Source organism: Vallitalea maricola (assembly GCF_036985595.1).
Lineage (GTDB): Bacteria > Bacillota > Clostridia > Lachnospirales > Vallitaleaceae > Vallitalea > Vallitalea maricola.
Genome location: NZ_BTPU01000018.1, coordinates 94,530 through 112,653 on the forward strand (window position 1 = coordinate 94,530; position 18,124 = coordinate 112,653).

Below are 18,124 nucleotides of genomic sequence, written 5' to 3' on the forward strand. Positions count from 1 at the left end.
TTTTCAGGAGTCAAAAAACGTCATTTTTCCGCTCATTTTTTTCCCAAAAATTCAGACCAAAACCACTATTATTGTGGTCAAAATCTAATTTTTCTTGTCCGAACCACAATACGTCATCAGAATTATCGTCTCAACGTGCCTTGAGTAGACAAAAATGATGTTGTAAAAACCTACCGTTTCCTTGGTGGAGGGATCTTTGATAGGATACTTTGCTTTCAATGTCATGGTTTAGTATCCAACCCAATAAGTGTTTTATTGGTTGTTAGATGTGTTTGACAATTACACTTCTATGGTACTAAAATAGGCTAAGTCTATAGGTCTTAAGTTGACCTACGGCTTAGCCTATTAGTTTTAAATTAATTGATTTATTGTCAAATTATGTTTATACCCTACAAAAACATTTTTTTATTAATTATTTCTAACAATGGTATCAAATCTCATAAGAATTACTGCAACCTCCGCTCTTGTTGCTCCTGCCTTAGGCTTAAGCATATTCTTGTCATCGCCCTTTATGATGTCCTGCGCGTTAGCCCATGCCATAGCTTCTTTCGCCCATGCAGAAACCTGAGATCCATCTTCAAAAGTAGAAATCTTTTGCGTATCCTGACTGCCTGCCTTCACAAGACCTTTTTCCTGTGCCATTCTGTAAAGTAATGTTGCAAGCTGCTCTCTTGTGATATTTTCCTTTAGTCTATCATTGTCCATAAGCTCATTTACATCTGCTCCCATTCTTCCAAGTACAATTCTGAACATTTCCCTTGTCATTGGATTACTTGGACTGAAGGTTGTATCTGTACTTCCTGCGAACCATCCGCTACCTAAAGAATAAACTGTTCCTTCATAAAACCATGAGCTTTCCTTTACATCCTTAAAGTTTTTGACCTTTTCTGCTCCATCCTTTTTAACCGTTTCAAGAGTCTTTGGTGTTTCATTCTGAGCTGGATTTTCTTCCGGCGTTGCTGTTTCTGTCTGTTTTACTGTACTGCCTCCCCCACCAGAAGAATGTCCTCCACTGTTACTACTGGTTTTTTTAACTTGTTGAGTAATTGTTAAGCTGGCATTTGTTGTATTACTTTCCACTTTTAACTCTGCCGTATAAGTGCCTATTTCTTTTCCTGTTTTTAATGTAACTGTAAAGTTTGCAGTAGCCTTAGATGCAAGTTTTGTAGCACTTAGCTCTCCTACTTCAAAATCATCTTTATTATCTCCAGATAACACTATTTTTAAGCCACTGTCTGTTGTATTTCCTGCATTGGTTACAGTGTAAGTTACGCTATTTCCTTTTTCATACCCATAAGTCAAAACTGGTAAACTACTGTCTCCCTCTAATTTTAGTTCATATCTTGGTTCTTCAATAATTAATTGAACTGGCGTATTATCACCTTCATAATTAGTAGCAAAACTATCCTGATAACGTACATAATATGTGGCTGGTACCAATCCCGTAATTGTTCCATCTTCTGCAATGGTTGTGTAAGTACCCGCTTCACCTTCTTTATATTTCATATATTCCATTTCTGTTGTTAGATTCGTTAAGCTACCATCACCACGACCTTTTATTGTTTCATTTGTTTTCCCTATCTCAGACAGCTTTGATGCTGCCTTATTTACATTTTGAGTGATGCTTGTATTCGTATTTACCTCAACATTCAATGGCGTATTGCCTGATACATCAATGCTTGCTTCATAGCTGCCTGCTGGCTTTCCTGACTGAAATGTAATCGTAAACGTTGCTGTTTCACTAGGTTTAAGTTCTGATACATTAAGAGGACTTACTACAAAATCATCTTTTGCATCTCCAGATAAAACTACGTTTAAGGCACTTACAGTTGTATTTCCTTCATTAGTTATGCTGTAAGTCACACTGTTTTCTTCTTCGTACCCATAAGTCAAATCTTGAAAACTATCATTTGTCGTTAATTTCAGGTTATATATTACAGCTACACCTTTATTAATAGTAAATGAAACTGGGGTATTATCACCTTCATAATTATCAGCAAAACTAGCTTGATATCGTACACTATATGTGTCTGGTATCAATCCCGTAATTGTTCCATCTTCTGTAATTGCTTGGTAAGTGCCCTCTTCACCTACTTTATATTCCATTTCCTTTGTTACATTCTTAAGGCTACCATCCTTAAAACCGTCGATTGTTTCGTCCGTTGCTTCTATCTCAGACAATTTCGACGCAGCTTTATTAACATTTTGACTGAAGCTTAATTCTGTAGTTTGGAGAGTTTCTCCATCTATACTTTCACCCGAGACATCAACGCTTGCTGTATAATTTCCCACAACCGTTCCTGTTTTTAAGCTAACCGTAAATTCTGCTGTTTCATTCGGTTCAAGCACTGTTGAATTGAAACCATTTACTTCAAAATCGTCCTTATTGTCACCTGGTAAATTAACCGTTACGTTACTAAGCGTTATATTTCCTGTGTTGGTCACTTTATATTTTATACTCTTTGTTTCAGAAGAATTATAAGTTACATCATCCAAACATCCATCTGCCCATTGTAGCTGCATTTGAGAAATCGCTACCAGAGGATAGCTGTTAGCATCAAGTATCCATGTTAAATAGCTGTTCTCATTGGCATAACTATTAAGGGTAGCAATAGAACTGCTATCTAACAAAGAACAATTACTAATCGTCCCCCCAGCATTATTTCCCACCATATCTATTCCAGTAAGGCTTCTCCAAAAACATGAATCTATCGTTCCTGACTGTTGCTTCCCTATTAATCCTCCTATCCCTAACGTAGAGCATTCTCCACTTATACTACCACTATTACTACAATATTGTATCATTCCTAGATTTCTACCTGTTATTCCTCCTATCCATAGCTCAGATCCGCCTTCTCCACTTATACTGCCACTGTTGCTGCAATTTTCTATACCTATTCCTTCTTTGGTACCAGTTTGGCAGCCCGCAATGCCTCCTACCTCACCGATTGCTGCTCCCTCTATCTTCTTATGCTTTACTGAGCCACTATTACTGCAGCTTACTATCCTAGCTATACCATTACTACCTACCACTCCTCCTACTTGCCTCTCTCCGTTTACTTCTCCACTATTGCAACTGTTACTGATAATTCCAGGCGTTCCAGGTGAAGCTGACGTAGGTTTATACCATCCATTATCACCTACCACGCCTCCTATCATTCCAGCTCCACTTACTACCGCACTATTACTGCTATTACTTATACTTCCGCCTTCATTGCAACCTACTACTCCTCCTACCTGAGTATTTCCATTTACTGCTCCATTATTACTGCTATTTTTTACACTGTTTCCACTCTCATTAGCGCCTACAATTCCTCCTATTTTTTGCACTGTTCCGCTTACTGTACCACTATTACTGCTATTATTGATACTCCCTCTATTACGGCCTGCCACTCCCCCTACTTTTTGTGCTCCGCTGATTATTCCTCTATTGCTGCTATCATTGATACTTCCGCCATAATTGTAACCTGCTATTCCTCCTGTTCCCTGTGCAGTTTCCGATGTTGGTGCGCTATTACTTATCGTTCCACTATTACTGCAATTACTTATACTGCCATTTTTCTTATAGCCTGCCACTCCTCCTACATAATCTTTTCCATATATATAACTATCTTTAATATGTATATTTTCTATTGTTGCATTATCTGTATAACCAAATAGCCCCACGTAGCTCAAGCTACCATCATTAATGTAAATTCCTGTAATACTATGTCCTCTGCCATTAAAGTTCCCTGTAAAAGGATATGTCTCATTGCCAATAGGTGTCCAAGGGTTAAATGTACCCTCCGCATTTAGTTCTCCTGCACCATCTAATACATTTTCATTTAATACAATATCATTTTGCAGTTCAAAATATTTACCTGCATAATCTGTTCCGTCATTTACTTGCTGTGCCAAATAGGCTAGCTGCTCTGCTGTTTTAATAATGTATGGATTTTCTTCTGTACCACCATCTGCTGGAAAGTCACCTTCGGCGCTTCCACTCCATACCAAAGTATCTGACACTGTTTCTGCCATTACGGGCATTGCAGGCATCAGGCTTATTACCATACATAAAGCCATTAAAATAGCCAGTCTTCGATGTATTCTCATTTTTACTTTCATAACGTTCCTCCTTAATTTTCGTATATATTTAAGCATCTATTGTAAAGCAGTATGTCATCGTTTTGTTATAAATCTCTTTCTCAATATACCTGGTTTAGAACTTTAGCCTTTTAGATGTACACTACACAGGTTTGATCTTTCAGGCCTAATCCCACAGCGTTCAAGTCCTTCTTCCAGTTTTTCTTTGCTTATAGGACGAAGGGCAAACTGCTTGACTCCGTTTTCAAAAGCAAATCCTGCAAAATCTTCATCATCTGAAAACCAGATAATATTCGCCTTCGGGTTTCGAAGGTGTATATGTCTTACGGCTTCCATCCCCTTAGCTCTGTCTATGGCTACTATCACAATTTCATAGCTTATTTTCATCATAGATTCTATAATCCTTTCTCTATTTTCAAAAAGCTCAATATTAGGATAGTAATTATATTCCGTGCAATAATCCAGGACCAATCTTTTCAAAAGTTTTGCGTCCTCCTGATCTGCACTGATTGCTATTTTCATTCTAGTCCCCTTATTCATAACATTTTTCGTTAACATACTAAATTAAAGTCTTTATAGATTGCTTTAACCAAAGTATCAAATTCTTCCTGAGTTTTCAAGATATTGTAACTGTGTGGTCCTTTTGGAGACTGAGTGGTAGTCAGAAACCCCTTTTTATAGTATAATTACATTCATTAGTTATAAAATTGAGGAGATTTACCATGAGAATTGCGATTGTTGATGATTTAAAAAATGAACGTACTTTGGTACAAAAACTTGCCTCGCAGTATTTTGATGACAGAAAAACTCTATATGATGTCACTCCTCATTTTGAAGAATACGAAACCGGCGAGAGATTTTTAGAAAATTATATCCCTGGTAAATACGAAATTGTTTTTTTAGATATATATATGGATAAAATAACAGGTATTGACGTAGCCAAACGCATTGCTACTTTTGATAAAGACTGTAGTATTATCTTTTTCACAACCAGTGACGAGCATCAGCTAGATGGCTACAGTGTTCATGCTATTGGTTATATTATGAAACCTATTTCTGACCATTTACCAGCTTTCTATACAGCAATGGATTACGCTGCTAGCAGACTTTTAATGGATCAAGCTGGTATTACAGTCACTACTGACTGTGGTGAGATATATTTACACTATAGAAACATTGTGTACATAGATTGTATCGGTCGTACTACTTATTTTCATCTTACAAATATGGATTTGACAGTTTTAGGAAAGTTTAAGGATTACCAACCTATTTTTCTCGCTGATAACCGATTTTTAGAATGTTACCGAAATATTATCATCAACATGGACTATATCGATAGGCCTGATAACGATGACTTCATTCTGAAATCAGGCGAAAAACTACCTATCAGCAGAAGAAAAAAAGCTACAGTACTTGAAAATCATATGACATATTTTGTTAAGAAGCGAGGAATGTAATCATTATGGAAATTTTCTTTACAGTTTTATCAGTAACACTAACACAAATACCCGGCCTAATTTTACGCTATATTCCTTTTTCAAAGTTATTTACACAAAAACAAAAAAAACAGTTGCTGAACTGCTATATACTTTTCTTTATTTTTCAATTTACGGTTCTTTATATTATTGCACTACGTATTTCTCTGACTCCTTCAATCTATAGAATCGCGGTGCCTCTTGGAGCAGTTATATACCTATGTATTAACTGTATTATTCTGAAGAATATGTTTTTTCAACATGCCTTTGTCTATGGAATGCAGGGTAGCTACTGTCTCGTCCTTCATTCATTTGTAGCAATTCTTCTGAGTCACTTTGCCCCTCATCTTACTATAAACAAGCAGATTATGTCACAAAGCTTTCTATTTTTGCTGCTCTTTGTCGTTACCGCCTATCCTCTTTGGCATTTTATTAAAGACTCTTTCTACTTAAAGATTTCTGCAGAATATAACTACCACTGGAAGCTTGTTTGGCTAATTCCTAACTTACTGTGGCTAAGTACCGTCATTACTACTATGAATAATAATTGGATTAGTTCCTCTGTCCAACTTATCGCCAGAATAATAATGGGTCTTACTATTTTTATTTTATGGAAATGTGTTAATCTTGATTTTAAGCAACTTGAAGAAAAGTTTGCACTTAAATCAACAAACCAACTATTGCACATTCAAATGAATGCTATCAGCCACCAAGCAACAACCATCCATGAAAATGATGAAAAAATTCAAATCCTGCGCCATGACTTTCGCCATAATATTCAGATGCTATCTACTCTCATCGCCAGAGAAGAACTGGCTGATGCTTCATTAATTCTAAAAAAACTGAATGATGATCTTGAAAATACAAAGCCTATTATTTTCTGCAAAAATCCAGTTATCAATTCTGCCCTATTGGTCTATATCAACAAAGCTCAGAAACAAAACATAGAAATTATATCAGAAATTGATATTCCTCAAAATATTCCTTGGAGTAGCAATGACATCGCTCTATTGTTTGCTAATGTTTTGGAAAATGCCATCAACGCCAGCAGCCAACAGCCTAAAGAACAAAGAAAAATATGCATTACAACAAGGTATGATGATAACAAACTAGCAATTATTGTAGAAAATTATTTTTTTGGAGAAATTTTATTTAACGATAATGGCATGCCTATTTCATTAAAACAAGGTCATGGTGTAGGTATGCGTTCTATCACTTCAATAGTTTCAAAATATCGCGGTCATGTAGTTTGTTCCCATACACATGATTGGTTTACAATTAGTTTTATGTTTTCTAATAGGTATGCGTCAAATTAAGAGCACCTTGACAAAACGAATCTGTTAAGCAAATCATACTTTTTGCATAAACTATTGAAGGTTTCAGTTATTTTTTCAATATCATCCTCTTTATCAAAACCTGCTACATCTTATCTCAGAAATGAATATTTCCTATAATATTCATTATATTACATCAAATTACACAATATTTCCATATTTTTCAAATAGTAATTTTTAAGATTTAATTAAATAGTGGGCAAATCTTTTCTGTCACTTAAATAGAAAAGGCATAAAAATAAAACTCTTATGCCTTAAAAATACCCCTTACTCATTTTAAACTAATGATAGATCAACATAACCAATTTCTCAGTCAATCAACCTATGTCATCTATATTCCCACCCATAATAAAAGGGGCAAAAACCGCCATTTTTTCGCTCGATTTCTGCCCCATTTTTTCTTAATAACCACAACATATTGTGTTCAATTATCGTTATTTTTTATCCGAACCACATTTCGTCATCAGAACCACACATTCCGTATGCACAGTCTGAGGAAACATATCCACTGGCTGAATTTCCTCAACCCTATAACCGCCTTCCCCAAGCACCTTAACATCCCTAGCCATAGTGCCAGGGTCACATGATACATACACAACCTTCTCTGGGTGCATCTTTATAATAGTCTCCAACAGCTCCCTATCACACCCTTTTCTAGGTGGATCAACAACTATAACATCTGCCCTGACACCATCGTCATACTTTTCTGTAATTACCTCTTCTGCCTTACCAACATAGAATTCAGTATTACTAATGTTATTAAGTTCAGTATTCTTCTTAGCATCCTCTATAGCTTCTGGAACTATCTCTACTCCCATAACCTTTTTACTCTTATCTGCTAAAAACAACGATATGGTACCAATACCACAATAAGCATCCCATACTATTTCATCTCCAGACAAATCTGCAAACTCTAATACCTTACTATATAACTTCTCAGTCTGTACAGGATTGACTTGATAAAAAGATAATGGCGAAATATTATAGGCAACTTCTCCAATATAATCAGTTATATAAGGCTTGCCCCATAACATCTTTATCTTATTACCCATGATAACATTAGTTTTTTCTTTATTGACACTAATAAATATACCAGCTACATTCTCTATTTCCCTAAGATTACTAACTAGTTCATCACTATTAGGCAATCTATTACTATTAATTACAACCCCAATCATAATTTCTTTCGTATGAAAACTAACTCTAGTAACAATATGTCTAACGACACCCTTATGACTAACCTCATTATATGGTTTTACATTATTCTTCAACATATACTCTTTAACAACATTAATAATATCCTTATTTACGGGCTGTTGAATATAACATTTATCTGTAGTTATTATATTATGGCTTCTCATAGCATAAAATCCAATATTGACAGATTCATCTCCCATGCTTCCTACAGGAAATTGGACTTTATTTCTATAAAAATAAGGATTTTCCATGCCTATTACTTTATTAACTTTTATATCAGTTATACCGCCTATTCTCTCAATAATATCTTGTACCTTTTTCTGTTTATAACTTAATTGACCTTCATAGGATAAATGCTGCAACTGACATCCACCGCATCGTTTTGCTATATCGCACACAGGGTCAATTCTATGAATTGAAGGTTCTATTATATTAATTAATTTTCCAAATCCAAAATTCTTTTTAGTCTTAATGACTTTTACCTTGATTTTCTCTTCTGGTAATGCTCCATCAACAAATAGTGTATAGCCATCTATCTTACCTATACCTTCACCATTTATACCTATATCATCTATAACCATTTCATAATACTCATTCTTAACTACCGGTAACTCAACATTTTTTGCCTTCATGATTATTCATCCTCTATACATTAATATAAAAAAGGCATTCCCATAATACAATAATACGCTTATCTCTAAAGTAAAAGAAATGTATTATGAGAAAGCCCCCACATAGAATTTATTTTTTACTAATTAATATCTTGTTCTTCTAACATTGGAATCAAAGATTCTCTGCCATCCTAACCAATTATCTTCCACGTCACTTGTTTCTAATAAATCAGAAAATGTTCTTAATTTTGCATCGCAGTTATCTGCAAAATGTAGAGCAAGTGCCTCTATTGTTTGTGGTTTCTTAGGTGAACCATATTCCAATTCTCCGTGATGAGCTAAGATACAATGTTTTACCATGTAAGCTAAATCCTCTGGGAAACCTGGAATTTCTTTAATTCTATCAGAAACCCATTCAGTAGATATCATTATATGACCTAACAATTGACCAGGGTCAGTATATTCGATAATAGGGAATTTTGATAACTCTTTTATCTTTCCTATATCGTGGAACAATGCAGAAGTATATAATATATCCTTATTAATCACTTTATAATTACCAGCAAAGAATTTACACATATTGAGTACACAAAGGGTATGTTCTAGTAAACCTCCTAGATAACTATGATGCATTGTTTTCGCTGCTGTATGTTCTTTAAATGTTTTAATGAACTCTCTATCTTCAACAAAAAATTTCTTAACTAAAGCGCTAAGGTATTTGTTATCTATATCGTTAACAAATGTAAGTAATTCTGAATACATCTCGTTAATATCCCTGTTGGAAACTGGAATATACTCTCTTGGGTCATACTCTCCTTCACTGCTTTTTCTCAATCTTCTTATATTAAGCTGTATGGAGTTTTGGAATGTTATAACCAAGGCATCAATTTTAATGTATTCATGCTCACTGAAATCATTAATACCGTCATTCAAATCCCATATCTTAGCATCTACTACGCCTGTTTTATCTTGTAATTTTAGGGAATAGTAAGTTTTACCAGCTCTTGTTTTCAATACTTGCTTATTAACACACAAGTAATGATCTTGTATTTGTTCTCCTTCTTTCATGTCTACTATGTAACGCATATATTACTCCTTTCAAAAACCACGATCAATTTATATCATAATCTATATACTTTCACTATCTGGTATATCAAATAATGATTTTTTATAAATTCCAATCTTAAATAATATTTGATTTCAAATATTCATCTTACATTATACCCTATTTTGTATAAAAAAAAAAGAAAGTAACTATTTCTTTTAAAAACTTTCTATAACACTTGATTTTCTTAATGATAGGCTTTGATTATAAAAATTGTTATACTCAAAGCCTATTACACCAGCAAATTCTAAAATAATGTTTTGTGACTATGGTTCAGATATCTACATAAAAAGCAATCTGATAAAAAACACCAGCCGCAGGCAGATAGAAAAACAGAAGAAAATTGATTCTCTGTTTTTTATTGTATATATCCCTTTAGTTTTTCCAAAACTATCTTATATCCTGCATAGTTTATATGAATACCATCAACAGTATAATCCAATCGTAACTGTCTTTTCTCATCTAAAAATAAATCAAATAAGTCAAGAAATGAATAATTCTTTTGAGAACATAGTGTTTTTAGGTATATATTTGTATTTCTAAGTTTGTCATTATCTTTGCCTACTAACCAATTATGATAAATTTTAGGATGTGAAGACTGGTTGACAGGGAGTAAAGAAATAATAAGTATTTTAGTATCAGTTTTTTTCCCTGTAATTAAATCCGCAATTCGTATAATTCGCTTTGCTATTTCTGCTTCTGTATTATGGGAAACAATAGGCATAAAATCATTTGTACCGACCCAAATAACGACTGTTTCTGGTTTTAATACATTAACTATATTGTCTAATCTATTGATTACATCATAAGTGGTACTGCCAAAGATTCCTCTATTAAGTATTCTCTTAGTTCCATCATACATTTCATTGATAAGAAAATTTTGAACTAAAGAATCTCCTAATAAGACAATGCCACCAGCAGGCAGTTTTTGATTTATATCTTTGTAAAATGAATATTTATCATCTGCTAATTTCTTTATGAGTTTTGTGGATTCGTTTACTTTCTGTTTCATTAGATGTTTTCTTCTCCAATCAATTTCAATATATTGCCACCTAGTATTTTATCCCTTATTTCATCTGATGGGCTTATATACTCTATAAGCTGTTTACTTAACAATGGCTCTCCGTAAGGAGCGTCCGAACTATATAAACATTTTTCTGGAAGCTCTGCTACTGCCATACGAGCAGCAAGAGTAGAAAAAGCTGCCGATAAATCTATATAAGCATTTGATACTGTTTTAGCAAAGTCAATTACTTCCATCCAATAATAACCACCCATATGTCCATATATAACAGAAACCTTTGGAAATTTTTTGGTTAATTCCATGAGGATTTTAATTCCACTTAATGAAACAGGGTTGAATGTATGAACCCATATAGGTAACTGAGGATATTGTTCTAATGCTTGAAATACCGTTTCTAATTGCTGGACTTGTTTGTCAGACCCAGGCGTAAATTCGCCAATACCTTTTAGTCCATTAGAAACAATGTATCTATCAATCCAATCGATGGTATCTTCTAACGAAAGTTCAAGAGGTACAGAGCCAAAACCATAAAATCTATCTGGATACTTGTGTAATATTTGTGTCAGTTCTTGAATGTTATTTTTCATTCTTTGCATATCGGATGCTTTAGTGTTAGAACCAGCTAAGATTTTATATAGTGATTCAATTTCCCTTTTCAATTCTAATAATGTTTTGGCTCGTTCTGGATGTGGAGTAGTACAAAACAGAATTACTTTATCAATTCCTGCTTTATCTAATTTTTCAATCTGAAATTCTGTGGGTAACATTAAATGTTGATGGCTATCAATAACCATATAAATCATCCTTTCTCTATATTGACATTCTTGCTATAATAAAAAGGTACCATATTCCTATAATAGGAACAAGTACGCACAATTTTGATATAAAGTACCTTTTTTAATACTTACCTCAAAGAAAGGATGATATAAAATGGCTAAATCAATTACACCACATGATATTTGCCCTATGGCATTAGGTATCAATGTTTTAAGTGGAAAATGGAAACTTCAAATTTTATGGAATCTATATAATAAGAACACGCTGCGTTTTAACGAGTTACAACGAGAGTTAGGACATATAACCACAAAAACACTTACTGACCAATTACGTGAACTAGAAGAACAAAAAATCATACAAAGAATTATATATCCAGAAGTTCCTCCAAAAGTTGAATATTCATTTACTGAAATAGGACAAACACTTGAGCCCGTTCTCAAATCATTGTGTGATTGGGGAACACAATATTTACAATCATTGAACATCCACAAAAATTAGATTAAAACTTTTAAATAATAGCGTGTAAATCACTCATTAGTAAAATACGCGCTATTATTTTAAGCCTGTTTTTAATTACATGATACTTTGTCTATCAGTTAGTTTCACATTCAGTTCTACCTTTTCAAAACCATTATTGGTTTTTCTTGCTACTTTCACTGATACAGTATCTCCAACTTCATATTTTTCAATTTCCTTTTGTAAATCTTCGAAATTAAAGATTTTTGCTCCACCAAATTCAAATATTATATCTTGTGATCTAAGTCCAGCTTTTTCAGCACCACTACCTTCTGTTACTTCTTTTACTAGTATTCCTATTGGTAATCCATAGAAATCGCCCATTTCTTCAGTAACATCTATACCTCTAATACCTAATGCTGGTCTATCCTTTTGATTCACAATGTCTTCAATAATAGGTTTTGCTTCATTGACTGGTATAGCGAATCCCATACCTTCTATATCTGTAGAGGCTAATTTATAACTATTGATACCAATAACTTCACTCTGTGCATTAACTAATGCTCCACCACTATTACCTGGATTGATTGCTGCATCAGTCTGGATAAGTGGTAAACTCTTATCAGTAGATTCTAATGTTCTGTTTATAGCACTAATATATCCTACTGTAACAGTATTACTATATTGTTTTCCAAGAGGGTTACCTATAGCAACTGCAAGTTCTCCAACTTTAATCTTATCAGAATCACCTAATTTAGCGATTTTTATACTATCCAATAATTCATTTTTCATATCCTTTTTAGCTACAGATAGAACTGCTAGATCATAATCTCTTTCATAACCAACAACTTTTGCATTGATGTTTTCAGAATTAAAGAAAGTTACCACAACATTTCTAGCACCATCTATAACGTGTTGATTAGTTACAATATATATAACTTCTTCGTTTTCTCCAAATATTATACCTGAACCAGTTCCTTCTTGTTCATACTGATTGTTGAACCAATCTTTAGCAGTAACAACACTTGTAATAGTAACTATTGAAGGTTTCATGTTTTCTGCTATTGCAACAACTGGTGATTGATAGTTTTCATTTATGATTGAAGTATAATCACTACTTACTTCTTTTAGATTATCTTCAGTTAATGCTGTTGTATTGTTTTTATCTTCAAAAGTGAATTTATTTGAATCATCTTTTTGAGATATTGTTGAACCTACATATTTTTCAAAAAATGGTTTAGTAACTTCCATACCTAATTGGAATGCTCCTCCCAGAAGAACTGCTACTAAAACACATGCTATCACTTTTTTCCAAGTAAATATTCTTTTACGGGATTTTTTCTCCTCATTTTTTATTCTTTCTTGAAAACATTGATTTGAGTAAGCTTGATTATGTTCATTCATTAACAAGCTGTTATCATTGCTTTCATTGGCATGACTCTTGATAATAGTTGTTTCTACAACATCACCATAATCATTACCTTCTACATTATTAGTGTTATTTTCGTTACCATTGATTTCATTTCCGTTCTCATCATATCTTTTGAATTCGTCCATATATATTCCTCCAAATCTTTATTGTTAGATTAACCTCTCTTGACATTAAATATCTATAAGTACAATTCTTTCAATGGGTTAATCATATATTCTATATATAGATTATACTCATTTTCTTTGAATAAAATATGAACTCTTTGTTAATAATTTTGAATAATTTAGCATTATGTTAAATAGTAATAAAAAAGACCATCTAAGCAATATACTCAGATAATCTGGATAAATAAATTATTATTATTGAATTTTAGTTTATATTATTTATTATCTTTATTTTTATTTTCAATTGACTTAACTTTATTATTCTCAATTTGTTTAACATTATTTTGTACATTTGACATACTGCATTTACCATCTATTTGAGCACCTTCATCAATAATAATACTAACTGTATTAATATCTCCTGTTATTTTCGCTGTTTTAGTCAGATGAAGTTGACCTGCAATCTTCACGTTACCATCAATCTTACCTGCCACCAACAAAAAATCAGCTTCTATATTACCTTTAATATATCCAGTTTCTCCAATAGCTACACTAGCTTCAACTTCCATGTCTCCATAGTACTTGCCATTTATCTGTACTGAATTCTTGGATTTGAGAATAGACGTTTCTAATGTTGTATCTTTTCCTATTATAGTGGATGGTTTGTCATAAGTTGCTTTTTTCTTTTGCTTAATCATTTCAATTCTCCTTTGTACAAATTCGAACAAATTTTTGTAATAAAATTTCATTAATCAATTATAATTTATTTTCCTTTATATATATAATCCATTGGATTTTGTGTTTCACCATTTACAAGTACTCCGTAATGAACGTGAGGTCCGCTGCTTCTGCCAGTACTTCCTGATTTTGCTATTTTATCTCCACGTTTCACCTTGTCACCTTTTTTAACTAATAATTTGGAATTATGTGCATATTTGGTAGTAATACCATATCCGTGGTCAACAATTACCAATCTTCCATATATAGCGTCATATCCTGCAAAAACAACCGTTCCTTTACCAGTAGCATATACGCTTGTTCCATAGTTAGCTTTTAAGTCAACACCTCTATGAAATTCAAAAGCTTTGCGTCCAAAAGGATTTTTTCTCCAACCATATGGACTTGTCACCCATGTATTTTTAACAGGTAACATTGAAGGATAAGCTTCCCAATAAGGGATTATCTCATCAACTTTATCATTAAGTTCATTATATGTATTAGTTTCACTGTCAATCAACTTCATTGTCTCTTGAAGTTTATTTATTAGCTCTTCTGCTTTAGCTTGAAAATCTTCCTCTACCGATATTTCCTGCTTTGCCGTATCAGACTCATCTTCTTGGCTATTCATGGGTAATAAATCTAAAGACGCAGTTATATTACTACTTCTTGATGCTGAAAATTCAGCTACCAAAGGTTCAGCCGAAGCTTTTCTCTCTATGGAACCTATAGGTTTGCTGTCAGTAGTTTTCTTAGTACCATTAAGCTTAGAATCAATATCCTGCTTTTGATTTTCTAATTCTTTAAGCTTATTTTGAATCTGCGTATATAGTTCTTGCAGATCATCTAACTTGGAAAACTTCTCAGCCTCTTCTGCTTCATATTCCTTAATCTTTGCATCTTTATCACTATTCTCGTATGTATTGGTTTGAAGATTGAGATTAGCAGTTGCCATTTTGTTTTGAACATCAGCTACATCTGTCATTGTAACCAGTACCCATATTATTACAGCAATAACACAAGCTAGTAGAGGGAACCTAATCCATTTTGGTATTTTAATGGTCTTAGGACTCTTGGTAGGATCAGGTATTATAACAAAAGTTATATATTTGCGACTCTTGATTTTATGCTCTTTAACGTTATGCCTAGTCCCCCAATTCATTTTTTATCCCCACCTTTAACAGTATTTTGTTATTTTATGTATATAATTGGTTTATTTTCAATTTTAGCCAAATACATTATAACATATTTTTTAATATATTTGTAATATAAATTTAAAATTTTAGTATTATATTAAAAGAATTTTAAAGTAAAAGATGTAGTATAATCAGTTTTAACTTTTAAAATAGACCATATTGATGTAAAATATAAATGAATCCTATCATATGTAAGATACCTAAATAATAATAATAAGGTGGTTAAAATGAATACTAAAGTTTTAAAAACATTAGAATATAATAAAATAATAGAACAGTTAATAAGTAAAACTTCATCTAGAATGGGAAAAGAACTATCTTCTTCTTTAGTCCCATACTGTGACATTGATACTATTAGAAGCAAACAAAAAGAGACTTCTGAAGCAGTAACTATGATATTAAGAAGAGGTTCATTAGCATTGGGTGGGTTTAAGGATATTCGTTCATCCATCAAAAGATTAGCTATAGGCGGTGACCTGTCACAGGTAGAACTATTGAATATTGGGGAAGTACTAAGAGTATCCAGACATGTAAAATCATATGCAAAATCAGCAAAAGATTCTAATACTGCTAATAATCTAGATACCATATATGGTTTATTTGATGCTATAGAAGTACTTAATCCATTATATAAGGAAATAACTAGATGTATTATTTCAGAAGAAGAAATATCCGATGATGCAAGCCATGAATTATATAATATAAGACGACAAATGAAGGTATCCAATGGTAAGATCAAAGAACACCTTAACAAAATCATTACATCCAGCACTTATAAAAACATGCTCCAAGATCCAATAATTACTTTACGTAATGATAGGTATTGTGTTCCTGTAAAACAAGAATATCGTGGTAGTTTCAAAGGTATGATACATGACCAATCAGCTTCAGGTTCTACATTATTCATAGAACCTATGTCTGTTGTGGAATTGAATAATAAGATAAAAGAACTCTTTACAAAAGAAAAACAAGAGATAGAAAAAATATTAGCTATCCTTAGTTCCATGTGTTTTGAACACAAGGAAGAATTAGCTAGTAACATGAAAATATTGACAGAAATAGATTTCATCTTCGCAAAAGGTGAACTATCAATATCCTTAGGTGGTACAGAACCTATTTTCAACAATGACAAATATATAAATATTAAAAAAGGACGTCATCCATTACTTGATAAAGATACTGTTGTTCCTATAGACATACATTTAGGCAGAGAATTCACAACGCTCATGATTACAGGTCCTAATACAGGAGGTAAAACCGTAACTCTAAAAACAGTAGGGCTGTTAACATTAATGGGACAGGCAGGTCTGCATATTCCTGCTTTTGATAAATCTGAGCTAGCTATTTTTGATGATCTATTCGCTGATATTGGAGATGAACAGAGCATTGAGCAATCACTTAGTACCTTTTCATCCCATATGACCAACATAATTGACATCCTGCAAAATGCCACTGATAATTCATTAGTTCTATTTGATGAATTAGGAGCTGGTACAGACCCTACAGAAGGAGCCGCTTTAGCTATGGCTATTCTAGAAAATCTTCATAAGAAGAAAGTTCTTACCATAGCCACTACCCATTATAGCGAGTTAAAAGTATATGCTCTTTCTACAAAAGGTGTGGAAAATGCTTGCTGTGAATTTGATGTCAAGACATTAAGACCTACTTACAAATTACTTATAGGAATTCCTGGTAAAAGTAATGCTTTTGCCATATCCAAAAGATTAGGATTAACCGATAATATAATAGAAGATGCAAAACAACTATTAGAACATAAGGAAATAAGATTTGAAGACCTTATTACAGAACTTGAGATAAGCAAAAAAACTACAATAATGGAAAAGGAAAAAGCACTGAAATACAGTAAAGAAGCTGAAGAGCTGAAAAACAAGGTTACGGTGCAGCGTGAGAAGATTCAGAAACAAAAAGATAAAATAATTACAGAAGCTAGAGAAGAAGCATATAAAATACTTAATAATGCAAAAGAGGATGCAGATAGCATAATAAAAAGCATGAATAAGCTTCGTACCAATTCTGATAACTCAAAAGAAATGGAAATGCAAAGAAGTAAGCTTCGTTCATCTATTTCTTCATTGGAAAAGAATTTATCAACATGTATAAAGATGAAAAAAGCTAATACCAAATCTCCAAAAGACCTAAAAGCAGGAGACACAGTTTTTGTATCAACATTCAACCAAAAAGGAACTGTTCTAGAGCCTCCTAATGCCAAGGGGGATGTTCAGGTTCAATTAGGTATCATGAAGACCAAAGTCAACATTAAGAATCTAAGTTATGTAAAAAGTTCAGAAGTAAATTATAACAATAAAGCACCAAAAAATAAAAATAACATTTCATCCAAGTCCATGTCAATTTCTCCTGAATATGATGTGCGTGGAAGAAGTGTTGAAGAAGCATTAGGAGAATTGGATAAATTTCTTGATGATGCATATTTGTCTCACCTTCCACAAATAACTATTATACATGGAAAAGGAACCGGTACTCTTAGAGCAGCTATCCATACATTTCTTAGAAAAGTTAAGTATGTGAAATCATTTAGAATCGGTAATTACGGTGAAGGTGAATCTGGTGTAACAATAGTTGAATTCAAATAAG

The 18,124-nt window shown here is 33.0% G+C and carries 13 protein-coding genes; 4 read left to right on the forward strand and 9 right to left on the reverse strand.

Going from position 1 to position 18,124, the window contains the following annotated elements; translation table 11 throughout:
* Positions 1 to 408: 408 nt before the first annotated feature.
* Together AACQ14_RS06135 and AACQ14_RS06140 are read right to left on the reverse strand one after the other, a co-directional pair.
* Positions 409 to 4,104 carry a GLUG motif-containing protein gene (locus AACQ14_RS06135; RefSeq protein ID WP_339362700.1) on the reverse strand — a complete coding sequence of 1,232 codons (3,696 nt, stop codon included), beginning with the start codon at positions 4,102 to 4,104 and terminating at the stop codon, positions 409 to 411.
* Positions 4,105 to 4,206: 102 nt separating this feature from the next.
* Entirely contained in the window at positions 4,207 to 4,605 is a 399-nt protein-coding gene (locus AACQ14_RS06140; RefSeq protein ID WP_339362701.1) for a response regulator, read from the reverse strand.
* A 200-nt stretch (positions 4,606 to 4,805) separates the two neighbouring features.
* Here AACQ14_RS06140 and AACQ14_RS06145 point away from each other — a divergent pair, with 200 nt between their 5' ends.
* Positions 4,806 to 5,540 carry a LytR/AlgR family response regulator transcription factor gene (locus AACQ14_RS06145; protein WP_339362702.1) on the forward strand — a complete coding sequence of 245 codons (735 nt, stop codon included), beginning with the start codon at positions 4,806 to 4,808 and terminating at the stop codon, positions 5,538 to 5,540.
* 5 nt (positions 5,541 to 5,545) lie between these two features.
* The gene (locus tag AACQ14_RS06150) at positions 5,546 to 6,874 is read left to right on the forward strand and encodes a sensor histidine kinase (protein WP_339362703.1); all 1,329 of its coding nucleotides are present in this window, start codon (positions 5,546 to 5,548) and stop codon (positions 6,872 to 6,874) included.
* Between the two features lie 452 nt (positions 6,875 to 7,326).
* Here AACQ14_RS06150 and rlmD read toward each other — a convergent pair whose 3' ends face one another.
* From rlmD to AACQ14_RS06170, 4 genes are all read right to left on the reverse strand, one after another.
* Positions 7,327 to 8,721, reverse strand: a complete 1,395-nt coding sequence (gene rlmD, locus AACQ14_RS06155) for a 23S rRNA (uracil(1939)-C(5))-methyltransferase RlmD (RefSeq protein WP_339362704.1) — start codon at positions 8,719 to 8,721, stop codon at positions 7,327 to 7,329.
* 123 nt (positions 8,722 to 8,844) lie between these two features.
* Positions 8,845 to 9,786, reverse strand: coding sequence for a 3'-5' exoribonuclease YhaM family protein (locus AACQ14_RS06160; RefSeq protein ID WP_113673311.1), 942 nt, complete (start codon positions 9,784 to 9,786; stop codon positions 8,845 to 8,847).
* A 377-nt stretch (positions 9,787 to 10,163) separates the two neighbouring features.
* Positions 10,164 to 10,817: a GDSL-type esterase/lipase family protein gene (locus AACQ14_RS06165; protein WP_339362705.1), complete on the reverse strand. Its 654-nt coding sequence runs from the start codon at positions 10,815 to 10,817 to the stop codon at positions 10,164 to 10,166.
* Entirely contained in the window at positions 10,817 to 11,623 is an 807-nt protein-coding gene (locus AACQ14_RS06170; protein WP_339362706.1) for an amidohydrolase family protein, read from the reverse strand. Before AACQ14_RS06170 ends, AACQ14_RS06165 begins: the two co-directional genes overlap by 1 nt.
* A 136-nt stretch (positions 11,624 to 11,759) precedes the next feature.
* Here AACQ14_RS06170 and AACQ14_RS06175 point away from each other — a divergent pair, with 136 nt between their 5' ends.
* Positions 11,760 to 12,104 carry a winged helix-turn-helix transcriptional regulator gene (locus AACQ14_RS06175; RefSeq protein ID WP_339362707.1) on the forward strand — a complete coding sequence of 115 codons (345 nt, stop codon included), beginning with the start codon at positions 11,760 to 11,762 and terminating at the stop codon, positions 12,102 to 12,104.
* Positions 12,105 to 12,179: 75 nt separating this feature from the next.
* Here the strand turns inward: AACQ14_RS06175 and AACQ14_RS06180 are convergent, their stop codons facing one another.
* The 3 genes from AACQ14_RS06180 to AACQ14_RS06190 form a co-directional block, all read right to left on the reverse strand.
* Complete coding sequence (locus tag AACQ14_RS06180) at positions 12,180 to 13,619, reverse strand: S1C family serine protease (protein WP_339362708.1); 1,440 nt, start codon at positions 13,617 to 13,619, stop codon at positions 12,180 to 12,182.
* A 254-nt stretch (positions 13,620 to 13,873) separates the two neighbouring features.
* Positions 13,874 to 14,296: a bactofilin family protein gene (locus AACQ14_RS06185; RefSeq protein ID WP_339362709.1), complete on the reverse strand. Its 423-nt coding sequence runs from the start codon at positions 14,294 to 14,296 to the stop codon at positions 13,874 to 13,876.
* Positions 14,297 to 14,361: 65 nt separating this feature from the next.
* Positions 14,362 to 15,477: a peptidoglycan DD-metalloendopeptidase family protein gene (locus tag AACQ14_RS06190; RefSeq protein ID WP_339362710.1), complete on the reverse strand. Its 1,116-nt coding sequence runs from the start codon at positions 15,475 to 15,477 to the stop codon at positions 14,362 to 14,364.
* Positions 15,478 to 15,738: 261 nt separating this feature from the next.
* Between AACQ14_RS06190 and AACQ14_RS06195 the strand changes: the two genes are divergently transcribed.
* Positions 15,739 to 18,123, forward strand: coding sequence for an endonuclease MutS2 (locus tag AACQ14_RS06195; RefSeq protein ID WP_339362711.1), 2,385 nt, complete (start codon positions 15,739 to 15,741; stop codon positions 18,121 to 18,123).
* Position 18,124: the final 1 nt, after the last annotated feature.

What these genes read in the sequence shown, in the direction of transcription:
- AACQ14_RS06170 (WP_339362706.1), bottom strand. Translation starts at nt 11,623, where the DNA reads ATGGTTATTGATAGCCATCAACATTTAATGTTACCCACAGAATTTCAG.
- AACQ14_RS06150 (WP_339362703.1), top strand. Translation starts at nt 5,546, where the DNA reads ATGGAAATTTTCTTTACAGTTTTATCAGTAACACTAACACAAATACCC.
- AACQ14_RS06135 (WP_339362700.1), bottom strand. Translation starts at nt 4,104, where the DNA reads ATGAAAGTAAAAATGAGAATACATCGAAGACTGGCTATTTTAATGGCT.
- AACQ14_RS06145 (WP_339362702.1), top strand. Translation starts at nt 4,806, where the DNA reads ATGAGAATTGCGATTGTTGATGATTTAAAAAATGAACGTACTTTGGTA.
- AACQ14_RS06185 (WP_339362709.1), bottom strand. Translation starts at nt 14,296, where the DNA reads ATGATTAAGCAAAAGAAAAAAGCAACTTATGACAAACCATCCACTATA.
- AACQ14_RS06175 (WP_339362707.1), top strand. Translation starts at nt 11,760, where the DNA reads ATGGCTAAATCAATTACACCACATGATATTTGCCCTATGGCATTAGGT.
- AACQ14_RS06180 (WP_339362708.1), bottom strand. Translation starts at nt 13,619, where the DNA reads ATGGACGAATTCAAAAGATATGATGAGAACGGAAATGAAATCAATGGT.
- AACQ14_RS06165 (WP_339362705.1), bottom strand. Translation starts at nt 10,817, where the DNA reads ATGAAACAGAAAGTAAACGAATCCACAAAACTCATAAAGAAATTAGCA.
- rlmD (WP_339362704.1), bottom strand. Translation starts at nt 8,721, where the DNA reads ATGAAGGCAAAAAATGTTGAGTTACCGGTAGTTAAGAATGAGTATTAT.
- AACQ14_RS06160 (WP_113673311.1), bottom strand. Translation starts at nt 9,786, where the DNA reads ATGCGTTACATAGTAGACATGAAAGAAGGAGAACAAATACAAGATCAT.
- AACQ14_RS06140 (WP_339362701.1), bottom strand. Translation starts at nt 4,605, where the DNA reads ATGAAAATAGCAATCAGTGCAGATCAGGAGGACGCAAAACTTTTGAAA.
- AACQ14_RS06190 (WP_339362710.1), bottom strand. Translation starts at nt 15,477, where the DNA reads ATGAATTGGGGGACTAGGCATAACGTTAAAGAGCATAAAATCAAGAGT.
- AACQ14_RS06195 (WP_339362711.1), top strand. Translation starts at nt 15,739, where the DNA reads ATGAATACTAAAGTTTTAAAAACATTAGAATATAATAAAATAATAGAA.